General features: G+C 33.0%; 16 protein-coding genes. All 16 read left to right on the top strand.

Features of this window, described 5'->3' with window-relative positions; all coding sequences use genetic code 11:
- Nucleotides 1–10 precede the first annotated feature (10 nt).
- The 16 genes from tsaB to WKK_RS02740 all read left to right on the top strand — a co-directional run bounded on the left by tsaB (nucleotide 11) and on the right by WKK_RS02740 (nucleotide 14,569).
- The gene (gene tsaB, locus WKK_RS02815; protein ID WP_013989388.1) at nucleotides 11–730 is read left to right on the top strand and encodes a tRNA (adenosine(37)-N6)-threonylcarbamoyltransferase complex dimerization subunit type 1 TsaB; all 720 of its coding nucleotides are present in this window, start codon (nucleotides 11–13) and stop codon (nucleotides 728–730) included.
- Nucleotides 711–1,280 carry a ribosomal protein S18-alanine N-acetyltransferase gene (gene rimI, locus WKK_RS02810; protein ID WP_006845997.1) on the top strand — a complete coding sequence of 190 codons (570 nt, stop codon included), beginning with the start codon at nucleotides 711–713 and terminating at the stop codon, nucleotides 1,278–1,280. Before tsaB ends, rimI (WKK_RS02810) begins: the two co-directional genes overlap by 20 nt.
- Entirely contained in the window at nucleotides 1,277–1,729 is a 453-nt protein-coding gene (gene rimI / locus WKK_RS07145; RefSeq protein WP_013989387.1) for a ribosomal protein S18-alanine N-acetyltransferase, read from the top strand. Before rimI (WKK_RS02810) ends, rimI (WKK_RS07145) begins: the two co-directional genes overlap by 4 nt.
- A 3-nt stretch (nucleotides 1,730–1,732) precedes the next feature.
- Nucleotides 1,733–2,794, top strand: coding sequence for a tRNA (adenosine(37)-N6)-threonylcarbamoyltransferase complex transferase subunit TsaD (gene tsaD, locus WKK_RS02800; protein WP_006845995.1), 1,062 nt, complete (start codon nucleotides 1,733–1,735; stop codon nucleotides 2,792–2,794).
- Between the two features lie 293 nt (nucleotides 2,795–3,087).
- Nucleotides 3,088–4,545, top strand: coding sequence for an Ig-like domain-containing protein (locus tag WKK_RS02795; protein WP_013989386.1), 1,458 nt, complete (start codon nucleotides 3,088–3,090; stop codon nucleotides 4,543–4,545).
- A 206-nt stretch (nucleotides 4,546–4,751) separates the two neighbouring features.
- A complete protein-coding gene (gene wecB, locus WKK_RS02790; RefSeq protein WP_013989385.1) occupies nucleotides 4,752–5,864 on the top strand; it encodes a non-hydrolyzing UDP-N-acetylglucosamine 2-epimerase in 1,113 nt (370 codons plus the stop codon).
- A gap of 202 nt (nucleotides 5,865–6,066) precedes the next feature.
- Entirely contained in the window at nucleotides 6,067–6,678 is a 612-nt protein-coding gene (locus tag WKK_RS02785; RefSeq protein ID WP_013989384.1) for a recombinase family protein, read from the top strand.
- Between the two features lie 278 nt (nucleotides 6,679–6,956).
- Complete coding sequence (locus WKK_RS02780) at nucleotides 6,957–7,577, top strand: hypothetical protein (protein WP_013989383.1); 621 nt, start codon at nucleotides 6,957–6,959, stop codon at nucleotides 7,575–7,577.
- A gap of 7 nt (nucleotides 7,578–7,584) precedes the next feature.
- Nucleotides 7,585–8,220: a sugar transferase gene (locus WKK_RS02775; protein ID WP_013989382.1), complete on the top strand. Its 636-nt coding sequence runs from the start codon at nucleotides 7,585–7,587 to the stop codon at nucleotides 8,218–8,220.
- A gap of 2 nt (nucleotides 8,221–8,222) precedes the next feature.
- Nucleotides 8,223–8,873, top strand: coding sequence for a YveK family protein (locus tag WKK_RS02770; protein WP_006845988.1), 651 nt, complete (start codon nucleotides 8,223–8,225; stop codon nucleotides 8,871–8,873).
- A 93-nt stretch (nucleotides 8,874–8,966) separates the two neighbouring features.
- Nucleotides 8,967–10,202 carry an O-antigen ligase family protein gene (locus tag WKK_RS02765; protein ID WP_242821455.1) on the top strand — a complete coding sequence of 412 codons (1,236 nt, stop codon included), beginning with the start codon at nucleotides 8,967–8,969 and terminating at the stop codon, nucleotides 10,200–10,202.
- 167 nt (nucleotides 10,203–10,369) lie between these two features.
- Nucleotides 10,370–10,750 carry an acyltransferase gene (locus tag WKK_RS02760; RefSeq protein ID WP_242821454.1) on the top strand — a complete coding sequence of 127 codons (381 nt, stop codon included), beginning with the start codon at nucleotides 10,370–10,372 and terminating at the stop codon, nucleotides 10,748–10,750.
- A gap of 4 nt (nucleotides 10,751–10,754) precedes the next feature.
- Nucleotides 10,755–12,191, top strand: a complete 1,437-nt coding sequence (locus WKK_RS02755; RefSeq protein ID WP_158306221.1) for an oligosaccharide flippase family protein — start codon at nucleotides 10,755–10,757, stop codon at nucleotides 12,189–12,191.
- Nucleotides 12,188–12,955 (top strand): WecB/TagA/CpsF family glycosyltransferase, encoded by a 768-nt coding sequence (locus WKK_RS02750; protein WP_013989378.1) that lies wholly within the window; start codon nucleotides 12,188–12,190, stop codon nucleotides 12,953–12,955. The genes WKK_RS02755 and WKK_RS02750 overlap by 4 nt, the downstream gene beginning before the upstream one ends.
- The gene (locus tag WKK_RS02745; protein ID WP_013989377.1) at nucleotides 12,948–13,505 is read left to right on the top strand and encodes a hypothetical protein; all 558 of its coding nucleotides are present in this window, start codon (nucleotides 12,948–12,950) and stop codon (nucleotides 13,503–13,505) included. The genes WKK_RS02750 and WKK_RS02745 overlap by 8 nt, the downstream gene beginning before the upstream one ends.
- A gap of 17 nt (nucleotides 13,506–13,522) precedes the next feature.
- Nucleotides 13,523–14,569 (top strand): glycosyltransferase family 4 protein, encoded by a 1,047-nt coding sequence (locus WKK_RS02740; protein WP_242821453.1) that lies wholly within the window; start codon nucleotides 13,523–13,525, stop codon nucleotides 14,567–14,569.

Raw genomic sequence — 14,569 nt, 5'->3', positions numbered from 1 at the left:
GAGAAGAAGATTGAAAACAATTGCGTTTGATACATCAAATCAGCCCTTGACGGCGGCTGTTTTTAAAGATGGAGTCTTATTAGAACAACTAGAAATGGATTCAACTAGAAATCATTCAGAAAAATTAATGTCAGCTATTGATCAATTATTACAGAACCAAAATTGGACCCCTCAAAATCTAGATCAAGTAATTGTTAGTCAAGGGCCTGGCTCATATACAGGATTACGCCTAGAAGTAACGACGGCTAAAACTTTGGCTTTTACGCTTCAGTTGGAGTTGAGAGGTATTTCTGGATTAGCTTTGTTAGCATCTAATGTTTTGGATGATAATACATTGATTATTCCGATGATGGACGCCCGAAATGAGAATGTATATACAGGACAATATCGTTGGCAAGCGGGGCAATTAATGATGGTAGAATCTGATCGTCATAGTTCAATTTATGATTTACCATTAGCGGTCGGTGATCAACCAGTAGTTTATGTGGGTGAATATCATAAGTTTAAAGAGATGCTTCAAAGTAAGGTTCCTCAAGCCAAATTTGCAACAGATAATTTACCACATGCAACTAATATGTTTGACTTAGCTCAGAATGTTACACCTTTACGTGATTCTGTAGAAATACATAATTTTAATCCGAATTATTTACGTGTCACTCAAGCTGAAGCAGATTGGCAAGCCTTACATCCGAATGTAGAGAATAAAGATTATGTTGAAAAGATTAAATAAATGGTGGTCTCGTAAACAAAGTTCGACTTTACCGGTGGAAGTTCAAAATTTTGTTCAAACGATGACAATTGGTGGGCAAGAATATAGTCTAATGGTGGCGCAGTTAAATGATGCTGTTGATATGTTTGATATCGAAGAAGCTGCTTATGAAGGTAGTACACCATGGCCATTAGAAGTTTTTGAAGATGAAGTGATCAGGACGAATGAACGTTTATATTTGGTTTTACGAGCTAAAGAAACGGGTTCGGCCTTAGCTTATATTGGGGCTAATTTTGCGGCTGGTAAAAAGACTACACATATTACGAACATTGCTGTGCATCCACAATGGCAAAATCGAGGTCTGGCTAAAGCGCTATTGGCCTATGTTATGTCTTTGTCTGTACAACATCATTTTGAGCGAGTGACCCTGGAAGTTCGCGAGGATAATGTTATAGCTCAAAACTTATATGAAAAGCTTAATTTTAACGTGATTCGACAACATCCTGATTATTATGATGATCATGAAGCAGCGTTAGAAATGATGGTTAAAGTGGGCGGTGCGGCTAAATGACTTTAGCAATGGAATGGACTAACGTACTCCAAGTGGATGAGATTTTTGATTTGACTAAGCAAAGTTATCAAGGGCATGGTTGGTCGAAAGCGGTTTTTGCTGCGGACTTATCCCAACCAACGGCGTGGTATTTTGGTGGACGGATAGATGGTAAATTAATTGCTTATGTTAGTGCTAGTCTGGTTTTAGATGAATTATCAATTACAAATGTGGCAGTAGCACCTGATTGGCAGCAACAAGGAATTGGGCGATCATTAATGATGAGATGTTTGGATCAATTTAAACAACCTCTCAGAATTTTGTTAGAGGTTAGAGCTTCAAATCAAAAGGCGCAAAAATTATATCATCATTTAGGCTTTGAGACTTATTATATACGTGAAAATTATTATCAAAATCCAGTAGAAGCGGCTCAATTGATGGATTTAAAAATTAATGGATGGGGAGAATAGAAGATGACTGATCGAATTATCTTAGCTTTTGAATCAAGTGCTGATGAAACGAGTGTGGCAATTGTTAAGAATGGGAACGAAATCCTTAGTTTAGAAATTGCGACACAAATTAAAAGTCACCAACGCTTTGGGGGGATTGTTCCTGAAGTAGCTAGTCGACATCATATTGAGCAAATCACCCTGTTAGTTGATGCTGCTTTAACAGATGCTAAATTAACGTATGATGATCTAACTGCAGTTGCTGTAACATATGGTCCTGGATTGGTAGGAGCTTTGCTAATTGGAGTAACTGCTGCGAAAACAATTGCTTGGGCACACGGATTACCCTTGGTGCCTGTTGTGCATATGGCTGGGCATATTTCAGCTGCGCAATTTGTGGAACCAATTCAATATCCAGCTCTCGCTTTGATGGTTTCTGGTGGGCATACTGAATTTGTTCTGATGGAATCTGAATATGAATATGTGGTTGTTGGTGATACTCGGGATGACGCAGTTGGTGAATCATATGATAAAGTTGGGCGCACGATGGGTTTGCCTTATCCAGCTGGTAAAAAGATTGACGAAATGGCGCATCAAGGGACAGATGAATATAAACTTCCACGGGCTTTGATGAATGATGGAAAATTAGATTTTAGTTTTTCAGGTCTTAAGAGTGCAGTTATTAATTTAAAGCACAATGCTGATCAACGTGATGAAGAATTGAATTTGATTAATCTAGCTACTAGTTTTCAAATGGCGGTGTTAGATATTTTACTAACGAAAACACGTCAGGCCTTAAAAACTTATCCAGTAAAAATGCTAATTGTGGCAGGCGGAGTTGCGGCTAATCAAGGACTACGTGATGGCCTTGATCAGTTGCTGACGGAGTTTACACACACACGTCTAGTCAAAGTCCCATTGCAATTAGCAGGAGATAACGCTGCAATGATCGGGGCAGCCGGAGACATTGCTTATCGTCATGGAGAGCGTGCTAGTTGGGACTTGAATGCTAAGCCAGGATTGGATTTTGATTATCTATCGCCTGATTTAGAGTTTAAAGTTCCAGGGGTTGAAAATAATATTTAACAATAAATAAAAAGGATCTAACAAGTTTTGTTTAGGTTCTTTTTATTTATATTTAAGTCTTTATTTTCACAATTATTGTATTTTTATAGAAATATAAAATAAAAATGTATTATCTTTTTTAAGATATAGGTCTAAAGGAAGGTGTTTTAGATTTACATAATAGATTTTAATGAATAAAAATGTTGACGAACGTTTGTGAAAGTGTTAACATATAAATGTAAAAACTTATTTGATTTTAATCAGTTTTTAATGTTGATGTCGATTGAACTTATTTATTCAGGAGGAATAGTTTAATGAAAAAGCAAATAATAACCACCGGATTAGTGATTGGATTACTTTTTTCAACAACAGCATTAAGGGCTAGTGATGTATCTGCGTCTGAACAGGATAATAAAACAACACAAATAGAAAAAGATCCCCAAGAATTAGGCGTAGTTACTTCAGGAGCATTAAATGTATCTGGATCTGGTGCAAATGGATTGCAATTACAAGGAAATAACAGTGTTACTACAGGGGAATTAGATTTCCATTATACTGGTAAATCAATTGTTTCGATAGGAGTTAACGAACAGACTGAAACAGTTTTCTCGGTTCCAAAAGAATTACAAGAAATAGTTAATGACCCTAGTTTTAATAATTATGTTTCTGGCACATTCCAGTTCAATAATGGGGCTACTAGTAATTATGATCCACATGATATTAGAGTTGAAGATGGTGGAGCAACTATTCGCGTAATTAATCCAAATGAATCGTGGGTTTTCTCAGCTACGTTTGATGTTCATTTGAATTTTAACTTAGGACAAATGGTCACTGATACAGGGATGCGAGTTCCTGATGCAGAAAACAATTCAAGTTACATATTCAATGCTGGTTTGATTGAAAAAAATTCAGTAATTAATTGGGACATAGTTAATAAATATAATACTAGTTACACTTTACCAACTCATCAATTAGATCCAGGTTGGGGATTGCTACATCGCATTCCTACGGCTGAGGATGTATATGACGTAGATACTACTATTACTGGAGAAGGTGAACCTGGAGCTAAGATACAGGTTAAGGTTGGAGATGAAGTCATTGGTGAGGGAACAGTAGATAGTAATGGAATTTATGAAATTGAAATTCCTAAGCAAAATGTAGGTGTGACCATCAATGTTATACAAAATACAGGGGTAGGTTGGAGCGATGCAGCTTCGACAATCGTCAAACATAAGAATGTAGATATTAAAGCACCGGTGGTTACCGATACTGTATATGATACTGACACTGTCATTAAGGGTACAGGTTATGAAATTGGAAATACCATTATAGTTACCGATCAAAATGGAAATGAAATAGGTCGCGGACTTGTCGGTGCTGACAAAACGTTTAAAGTGACTATTGATCCTCAAAAGGCATATACCATCTTACATCTAGTTGAGACCAATGGAACCGAAACTAGTCCTGCAACGGAAGTTACAGTTCACGAGGGGCAAAACAATGATGATAACGAGATTACTAGTATTAATCCATACTCAATTAGTAATAATGACGGATTTATTTATGGCACTTATAGTGGAAATAATGCTGTAAGTGTGAGGGTCAACATAGATGCGATTCCTCAAACGACCGTTGGGATTACGCCAGGAAATGGCAACTTTAAATATTACGTTGGAAATTTGGTTACTAATACAGGTCAAGCTGTATCTGTAAGTATCTTGGATGGAACAGGTAATGCTATTGATACACAATCAGTGACGATACTACCTTAAATGTCGATAAAATATAATGAAAAGCATGACTAAATTCGATAGATGATAGTCATGCTTTTTATTATATTTATGATAAACGAGAGGTATTAGTTCCTAAGAATAAATAAGATAAAATATGAGATTATAAATTACTATTACAATAAACGAAACAGTTTTTGTTCTACAAAAAACGTGTTAATCTCGAAGTAGTTAGAAAGGGATTAATTATGAATAAGATAAAAGTTATGTTTGTTTTTGGGACACGTCCGGAAGCAATTAAAATGGCTCCGATTATTTTAGCTTTAAAGCAACAACAGGAACGTTTTGAGGAGATTACAGTTATTACGGCACAACATCGTCAAATGTTAGACCAAGTTTTGAATATATTTAAAATAAAACCAGATTACGATCTAAATATTATGCAAAAGCAACAATCTCTTAGTCAAATTACTAGTAACGTAATGATTAATCTTGATCCTATAATAGAAAAAGAACACCCAAATATTATCTTAGTACATGGAGATACGACGACGACTTTCGCGGCTAGTTTGAGTGCTTTTTATCATCAAATAATGGTTGGTCATGTTGAAGCGGGGCTACGAACATGGGATAAATACAGCCCTTTTCCTGAAGAAATGAATCGGCAAATGACGGACGTTTTAAGTGATATATATTTTGCCCCTACGACATTAAGTAAAGAAAATTTGATGTTAGAAAATCATTCAAAGGATCATATTTATGTTACAGGTAACACGGCCATTGATGCGTTAAAACAGACAGTTCAAGAAGAATATGTTAATCATCCGTATGAGTTGAAAAAAGATGATAACCGCATGATTTTGGTAACTATGCATCGACGAGAAAATCAGGGAGATCCTATGCGAAGGGTATTTGGTGCTATTCGTGAGGTAGTAGATCAATATACTGATGTAGAAGTGGTTTATCCTGTACATTTAAGTCCCATTGTTCAAAAATTGGCTCATGAAGTGCTAGGTGAGCACGATAGAATTCATTTAGTAGAGCCGATGGATGTAATTGACTTTCATAATATCGCAGCACAAAGCTACTTTATAATGACAGATTCAGGGGGAGTTCAAGAAGAGGCACCATCACTTGGGAAACCAGTTTTAGTCTTGCGAGAGACAACTGAGCGTCCAGAAGGTGTATCAGCTGGAACCTTGAAATTAGTTGGGACTGAAGCTAGTCAGGTTAAAGATGCTATGAAAGATTTATTAGACAATTCAGCGTCTTATCATAAAATGGCAGCAGCAAAGAATCCATACGGAGACGGACACGCATCTGGGTACATATTAAATGCAATTATAAAAGAATTGGGTTAAAGTACTTCCCGTTCTTCAAAAATTAGGCATAATGTCAAAAACAGTAGTAAACAGCGAAGTCCATTTTCGCTATTTACTACTGTTTTTTTTGTTTTAAATGTTGATTATTGCATTTATAGAATATATTTTTGTATATTTCTTGTATGTGTGCCTACAATTATTCAGAGATAAACTGCTGTTTTAATTGTAAAGGGGAGAAACGATGACTAAATACGTAAGAATTGGTTATGCTCGTGTGTCTTTAGCTGAAAAGCAAAACTTGGGTTTGGAATTACAAGTGAGAGCTTTAAAAAAATCAGGTTGTAAAACAATTTTTAAAGAAGAGGTTAGTGGTACTCTTGATGAAAGAAAGCAAATGCAAAAAGCTATAGATCTGTCAAAAGATTATAGTAGGCAAGGATATAATGTAATATTTTATATTTACAAATTGGACCGTTTGGGTCGTCATTCTAGTCGAGCTATTCAAATTATAGAAGATTTAAATAAAAATGGCGTAGAAGTAGTTAGTATCAAAGAACAATTTGATACATCCACTCCAGTAGGTGTTTTGCAATATCAAATGTTAGCAACTTTTGCTGAATTTGAATTAAATACAATCAGACAACGTACTAAGGAAGGCTTAGAACAAGCACGGTTAAATGGTAAAAAGCTAGGGCGCCCCGCTTTATCACAAAGTACTAAGGAACAAATTATTGATTTATATAGTAATTCTGATTTTTCGGTTGTAGATATTGCGCAACAAGTTAATGTAGGTGTATCAACTATATATAAAATTATAAAAATATCCGGAATAAATAATAGACGAAAAAAATGAATAAATTTTAAATTATAAAAAAGAGTTCTACTGACGTAAGCCATAATAGAACTCTTTTTAATTTTGTCTTCAAATAGCACATCTATAAAACGTTCATTTTATAGAATATATTCTACACCATGAAATAGCTATCTGCAAGTACTTGAAAAATACAATACGTTTACAATTATAATTTATAAATATATTTTTGTATTTGTGAAAAATATTTTTTTACTCAAAATAGCACATCTATAAAATGAACATTTTGTAGATGTTGGATTGCGGGGGTGTTTTTTAGTATGAATATTGTAGGCTTAAGAAAAAAAGAACAACGGATTTTAATTTCTAGTGCTTATGGGGAAAGTCAATCAATTAACTTTAAATTCGAAAAAACTGAGATTAATGATGCTTTTTCTTTAGTTGAATTTCATGTTTTTTTGTTTGATAAGAAAATTAATGAGCCAGATTTAATGATTGACAATAGGGTAGTAAGTCCGAATACATCCGGACAATTTCCTTGGTGGATTTTGGCTAAAGACAAGGTGGCCTTGCCTAGTCAAAAAAAAGAATTGAATGACGTTGAGATCTATAAACAGTTTGGAAGGCCCAATACTGAACTATTAGGGATTTCAGATATTGGCAAGATCTATGCAAGTGGTCTATATGATAAACATGAATTAGTTAGCGGTATGATGTGGAATGATAAAAATCCTAAAACTTGGTTGATCATGACTCTTGATCATAATAGATTGTTCGATTTGGTGATGAATCAAAGTTTTATCACGGTATCCTATAAAATTAATTTTAACCAGATGAACCATGCTGATTTTAATACACAGGATGGTGAAAAAAATCGTTTTTCGGGAATTTATTCGTTTGGAAAGTCTAAACGTTACCTGCCTTTGAAAGATGAGGGATAGGTCGACCATGTATATTGAGGGAAATGATAAGGATCATTGGGCATATTTAATTGAGAAGCGTTGTTTTGATCTTGTATGCTCAACCTTGGGATTGCTGGTGTTGTCGCCTATCTTTTTGATTATTATGGTAGCAATTAAATTTGAAGACCCCAAAGGATATATATTTTTTTCACAAATGAGAGTTGGAAAAAATGGAAACGTATTTAAAATGTATAAATTCAGATCCATGAAGGTTGATGCGGAGAAAGAACTAGTAAAGCTAAAAGATAAGAATGAAGTTAAGGGCGCCATGTTTAAGATGAAAAATGACCCGCGAGTAACAACTGTGGGCAAATTTTTAAGAAGAACTAGTTTAGATGAGTTGCCCCAATTAGTGAATGTTTTGATTGGAGATATGAGTTTGGTTGGCCCTCGTCCGCCTTTGCCAAATGAGGTACTAAAATACTCATCGCGTGAAAAAAAACGTCTTAGGGTTAAGCCAGGATGTTCAGGATTGTGGCAAGTTAGCGGAAGAAATGAATTGAGTTTTGATGAAATGATTGAATTAGATTTTAAGTATATTACACAAAGAAGTTTTGGATTAGATCTTATGATCGTCTTGAAAACAATTGTTCAAATGATTAGACCAAGAGGGGCATATTAGAAATGGTAAATATGGAAAAGTTAGGTACAAGTGTCCTGAAAATTATTTTAAAAAAATACAGTGTATATATATTATTGTTAGCTATCATTTCAGGAGGAATTACTACTTTTATAGTTGAAAAAATTTCACCAAGTCAATATATTGCGACAAATCAGGTGATTATTTCACCAAAAACTAATGATGCACAAATGGATCTTAAATATGTCAGTACGTATAAAGAATTGTTAACAAATGAGATCATTTTGGACAAAGTCCATAATAATCTCAAGCGTAGCAATATTAATCGTAGTACACATGATCTTCAGAAAGAATTGACAATTTTAACAGATACTGATTCTCAAATCGTAACGATTCAAGTTGCAGATAATTCAAAAAATGAAAGCATTAAGATAGTGAATGCTTTTGGGTTAGTGGCGCAAGATGAGTTGCCAAAGTTAATTACGACTAATAAAAGTAAGCTTTTGAATGGAACTGATCAAGCCTATCGAATAGGAAATATAAATAAAATGCAATTAATGCTGATAACTAGTACGATATTTTTTGTTTTTTACTTCCTTATAATTGTTCGAATTATTTTTAAGAGGAATAAATTGTTTTTCCCTGAACAAGTGGCGGATATTTTGAGAACTAAAAGGCTATATCAGTTTAATTGAAATTCTAAAATTCGGCGTAAATGATTAGTAAGGATATTATTGATGCAAAATGACAAAAAAATGGTCTATATAATTGGGGTATTATTTTGTATAATGCCCATTATTGAGAACTTAAATGGAGTGTTTTTAGGACATCATGTATCAGATGTATATAGAATTTTAATGATTTTTGTGGTGCTTTTATTTTTGTTTGTGTCTAGTGATGTTGTATACATGCAGACGTTTGAAATGATAGGTGTTTTGCTTACTTATTTGACTATAGCTGTATTGCAGATGTTAGTTATTTATCATTCATCAGTTCCCTTTTTGAGTGATTTAAAATCATTATCTAGAATTATGTTGTCTTTTCTATACTTTGCATATTTTTATAAAGCTAATCTTTTAGGTCTGATTAGTCAGAAAGATATTAAAGTGTATCTTACAATTATTAGTTTTTTATATGCGTTGATGATGTTCATCCCATTTCTTATGGGAAGTGGTTTGGCTACTTATGATGTTCAAGGTAGTGGTTTGTTATCGGCTAAAGAAGGTATTGGATTTAAAGGCTACTTTGTGGAAGTCAACTCGTTATCAGCTATATTAATGGGATTATTGGTGTTTTTAGGCGAAGAAGTTCTTAGCTATATCAAAATAGCAAATCGTAGAAATATCATTGTAAATGGATTTTTATTTCTTGCGGTATTAATTTCTCTATTGTTAACTGCTACGAAAACTGGAATGATTTTCGGAATCGTTTATCCTACTTTTTTGATTTTAAGATCTCTTGTAGATCATAAAGTATCAACAAAAGTTAAGAAAAATATTTTGATAACCATTGTAGTTATTATGATTTTGGCATGGCCATCGATTATACCAACACTTTCTAATTCGGTAAATGGATTGGTGTCGCGAGGAATGTATTTTTATCAACAAATGGATGGTAATATTGTCCAATTTATTACAAGTAATCGATCAAACTTTGTACGAGATAATTTCAATGAAATGATCCAATCTGGTAATTTTTTCTTTATACATTTTTTGGGTACTGGATATTATTCAAATCCACAAAATGTTTTGATGAGACGGGTCGTTACTGAAATGGATATTTTTGATTTTTATTTTAGTTATGGTCTGATTGGCTGTTTAGTGTATATAAATTATTTCAAAGAAAGTTTTAAAAATTTCTGGAATAGATCAAAAGATAGTGTTAGTTGGATGCTGGTGACTATGTTTGTTTATAGCATGTTTGGTGGCCATGTGTTCGTTAATGCAATGTCAAGTAGCATTTTAGCTATTGCATATGCCTATTTTGTTATTGATGATTCAAAAGGAAAGGAGGCATTGGAATGAAATGTTTTTCAGCAATAATATATATTTTTTTAAATAACATTCAAGTTCCTTATAGACTTAGTCGAATTGAACGTTGTTTTAGAGGAATTAAAAATTTTTATGCTAGAAAATTATTTGATAATGTGGGAGAAAATGTCTCGATTAGGCCCAAAACGAAGATATCTTACATGAAAAACATATCAATTAGTGATAATTCTAGTATTGGTGATCGTAGTCAAATTATTGCTGCAGCTAAAATTAAAATTGGATCAAATGTAATGATGGGGCCGGAAGTTTTAATTTTGACACAAAATCATAATATCGTAGGACAGAATAAGTTATTAATTGAAGGAGGAGTAAATAAGAAAGCTGTTTATATTGGGGACGATGTCTGGATTGGGGCAAGAAGTATTATTTTACCGGGTGCTAAATTAAATCCAGGGGTCATAGTCGCAGCTGGTTCTATAGTTGTAGGCAAGGAATACCCGGCATATGCGATCATTGGTGGAAATCCAGCTAAAGTGATTAAATATCGTAAAGAAAGTGATCAGGATGTATTAAATGAATAATAGGATGAAAATTATAAAAAACTATTTGTACAATATGTCATATCAACTTTTAACGATCTTTTTACCTTTAATAACGATTCCGTATATATCTAGGACAATCGGTGTTGTAGGAGTAGGAGCAAATGCATATACAAATGCTGTGATGTCCTATTTTCTATTGATTGCCAATCTGGGTATTAATCTATACGGAAATCGAACAGTTGCCTATATTAGGGATGATGAAGAAAAATTATCCAAATTTTTCTTTGAGATCCAAATTTTAAGGTTCTTATTAGTTTTCATTGTCGGGACAATATATTTAGGATTTGTATTTTTATTTGGTGGATCATATAAGTCACTATTTATTACTCAAGGTATTGCTATTGTAGCCACGTTTTTTGATATATCCTGGTTGTTCATGGGTGTGGAAAATTTTAAAAGCATTTTTTTACGGAATGTTTTTGTAAAGTTGGTTTCAGTAGGGTTAATTTTACTGTTAGTGAAGAACAAGCATGATTTGTTAATGTACGTTCTAATCTTGATGTTGTCTACATTATTTGGAAATATTATTATTTGGCCAACAATTAGCAAATATATTAAAGTTTCTAGATTTAATTTTAAGGATTTGAATTATAAACAGCATATTAAGGCAACAATGAGCTTTTTTTTGCCTCAAATTGCGATTCAAATATTTTTATTTTCAGGTAGAACTTTTTTAGGAATAGTCGATTCGGTTAATGCGTTAGGTTATTTTGAAAGCGCTGATAAAGTTATACGGATTTTATTAGTTGTGATTACATCTATTAGTACAGTAGTCATGCCTAAAATGGCTAACATTTACTCGTCAGGCGATGGTAAGAAAATACCTGAGTATTTGAAAATTACGTTTGATATCATATCGGCTGCCACATTGCCCATGTTATTTGGAATTATTGGGATAGCAAAACCTTTTTCTGGCTTCTTCTTTGGGCCGGCTTTTAATGGGATTGATAAAGTGATGCAAATCGTTGTTTTTGAAATTATATTTATTGCATGGTCAAGTGTAACTGCGGATCAGTATTTGGTGGCAACCAATCAAATGAAAACATATATAAAATCGTTAATATGTGGAGCTATATTTAATGTTCCAATGAATTTTATTTTAATATCTAAGTTTGGATTGTATGGTGCTTGTATAACAGCTGTTTTAACAGAATTTGTGGTTTTTATTATTCAGTTGAATAGTGTAAGGAAAAAAATGAACGTTAAAATTTGGTTTGTAAATGTTCCTAAGTATTTATTATCTAGTTTGGTGATGTTAGGAATACTGGTGTTGCTTAATGATATATGGCCTAACACGATTGTCAGTCTTATTTTAAAAATAATTGTCGCGATGATTGTTTATGTTATTTTATTATTTTTGCTAAAACCGACGTCTTTAAATTATATTAATCAGATTTGGGGTAAAAAGGTATTCAAATGAAAGAGAGAACGCATAAATTGAAACGAGAAGTTTTATTTGGAGTTGGAGTTGATCCGTTAACTTTGCAAGAAACGGTTTCTCTAGTGGAGCAAAAGATTCGTGATAAAAAACCGACTCATTTGCTGGGAGTCAATGCAGATAAGATTAATGGTTTGGGTATCGATGATAAATATGACGATATTATAAAGAATGCTGAGATTATTAATGCTGACGGGGCATCATTAGTAATTGCCTCTAAGATATTGAAACATCCTCTTCCAGAACGTGTTGCTGGAATTGATTTAATGCAAAGCTTATTGGATATTTCAGAAAAAAAGAATTACTCAGTTTATTTTTTGGGATCCAAACAAGAGGTTGTAGAAAAGATGTTAAGTAATTTCCATAGTGATTATCCTAAGTTAAATGTTGCCGGTTATCGAAATGGTTATTTTACGGAAGCAGATTGGCCGGCCGTTAGTGAAGAACTAAGGAAAAAGCAACCAGATATTATATTTATTGGAATAACATCTCCAATAAAAGAATATTTAATTGATTATTTAATGAAAGATTCAGTTAATTCTATTTTTATGGGTGTTGGGGGGAGCTTTGATGTCCTATCAGGTAATATTAATCGAGCACCAATGTGGTATCAAAATCATAATTTAGAATGGCTTTATAGATTATCACAAGAACCCAAAAGATTATTTAGGCGTTATCTTTTTGGCAATATTAAATTTATTTTATTAGTACTACGAGAGAAGCTGCTAGGTGGAAACCATGATTGAAAATAATTTTTCTAAAAATGTTGATCAGTTAGTTAATCAATTTATCGCTGATACGGGTATCCCATATCAAGTGCAAGATAATGTTATTGGAATTGTTCCAGTTGAAGAAAGCGATGAATATGATTTATTTGTGGGTCAATTGGCTATAAGTCTATCAAAAAAACTAGATTCTATTTTATTAATAGATGTCGATTATCAAGCAAGACAAAAACGATATTTATCAGATGTTACTTTCGATAATTCTAAAATACAGTATGTAAATGCAGATAAAATTGAGGCAAAATATTCAGATTTCATTAAGCTATTGATATCAGGTGAGAAAAATCAGCTTTCGTTTAAAAATTTTGATGTTGTTCTAATTAGATATAGAAAGAATATTTTTGAAACAGAGCCTTTTATTTTGAATAAACAGAAGAAGCTTATTGCATTAATGGATATGAATACTCTCAAAAGAGATAGGTTAATGAAGATTAGAGAAGCCGAAAATGCTTATTCATTAGATTATCTTGCACCGGTTTTATTTAATACAAAGAAAAGGCGATTTTTATGATACTAGTCATATCTAATATGTATCCATCAGATAAATATCCCAATTATGGGGTATTTGTAAAAAATTTTGTTGATGAATTATCTAATTCCTATGAAACAAAGGTTATTGCGATCACTAAAAAAGAATCCAAAAAAGCAAAGTTATTTGGATATCTTCATTTTTATTGGTTGATTACAAAAAATTATATTTTTGGAAATTTTGATTTGATATATGTACATTATGCAGGTTATAACGCTCCACCGGTTTTATTGGGTAAATTATTTAATAAAAAAACACCGCTCATTGTAAATGTGCATGGTAGTGATGTAACTCCTGAAAAAAAATTAGAAGAAAGAACGAATTTTCTTACTAGAATGTTAGTTCATAGAGCTGATCTAACGGTTGTTCCATCAACGTATTTTCAAAAAGTGGTGGTTGATAAGTATGGAGATGTACCAACATATGTTTCTCCATCATCTGGGATTAATCTATCTTTATTTCAACCACATCAAAAGCGAAAAAATACCGATGAATTTACGCTTGGTTATGTGAGTCGTATTGATCAAGATAAGGGGTGGGATATTCTGTTGGAGGCTGTTCATAATCTTAAAAAAGACATTCCTAATATCAGATTGATTATGGTTGGTGGCGGTGCACAAGAAAACGATGCTATTAAAAAGATTGATGATCTTAAATTGAACGATTATGTAACAAAAATTAAAATGTTGAGTCAATCTGAACTTGTTGAAATTTATAATTCTTTGGATGCATTTATATTTCCAAGTACTAGGGATGGAGAAAGTTTGGGATTGGTGGGACTGGAAGCAATGGCATGTGGTATTCCGGTAATTGGTAGTGATTTTGGTGGAATTCAGACGTATACAGTTGATGGACATAACGGTTTTCTTTTTAAACCAGGTAGTTGTGATGATTTAGAAAAAAAGATTATGAAATTTTATCGGTTAAATATACAAGAGCGAAGCGAGTTCAGTAATAATGCGATTCATACAGCAGCTAATTATGATAGTAATGTCGTAAACGAAAGGTTAATCGAAAAATTAGCTACCCATTTGAATGGGAGATAA

The sequence above is a fragment of the Weissella koreensis KACC 15510 genome, assembly GCF_000219805.1.
In the GTDB taxonomy this organism is placed as follows: domain Bacteria; phylum Bacillota; class Bacilli; order Lactobacillales; family Lactobacillaceae; genus Weissella; species Weissella koreensis.
Note: the sequence above shows the minus strand (reverse complement) of the source record. Positions and strands in the feature narration are given on the sequence as shown.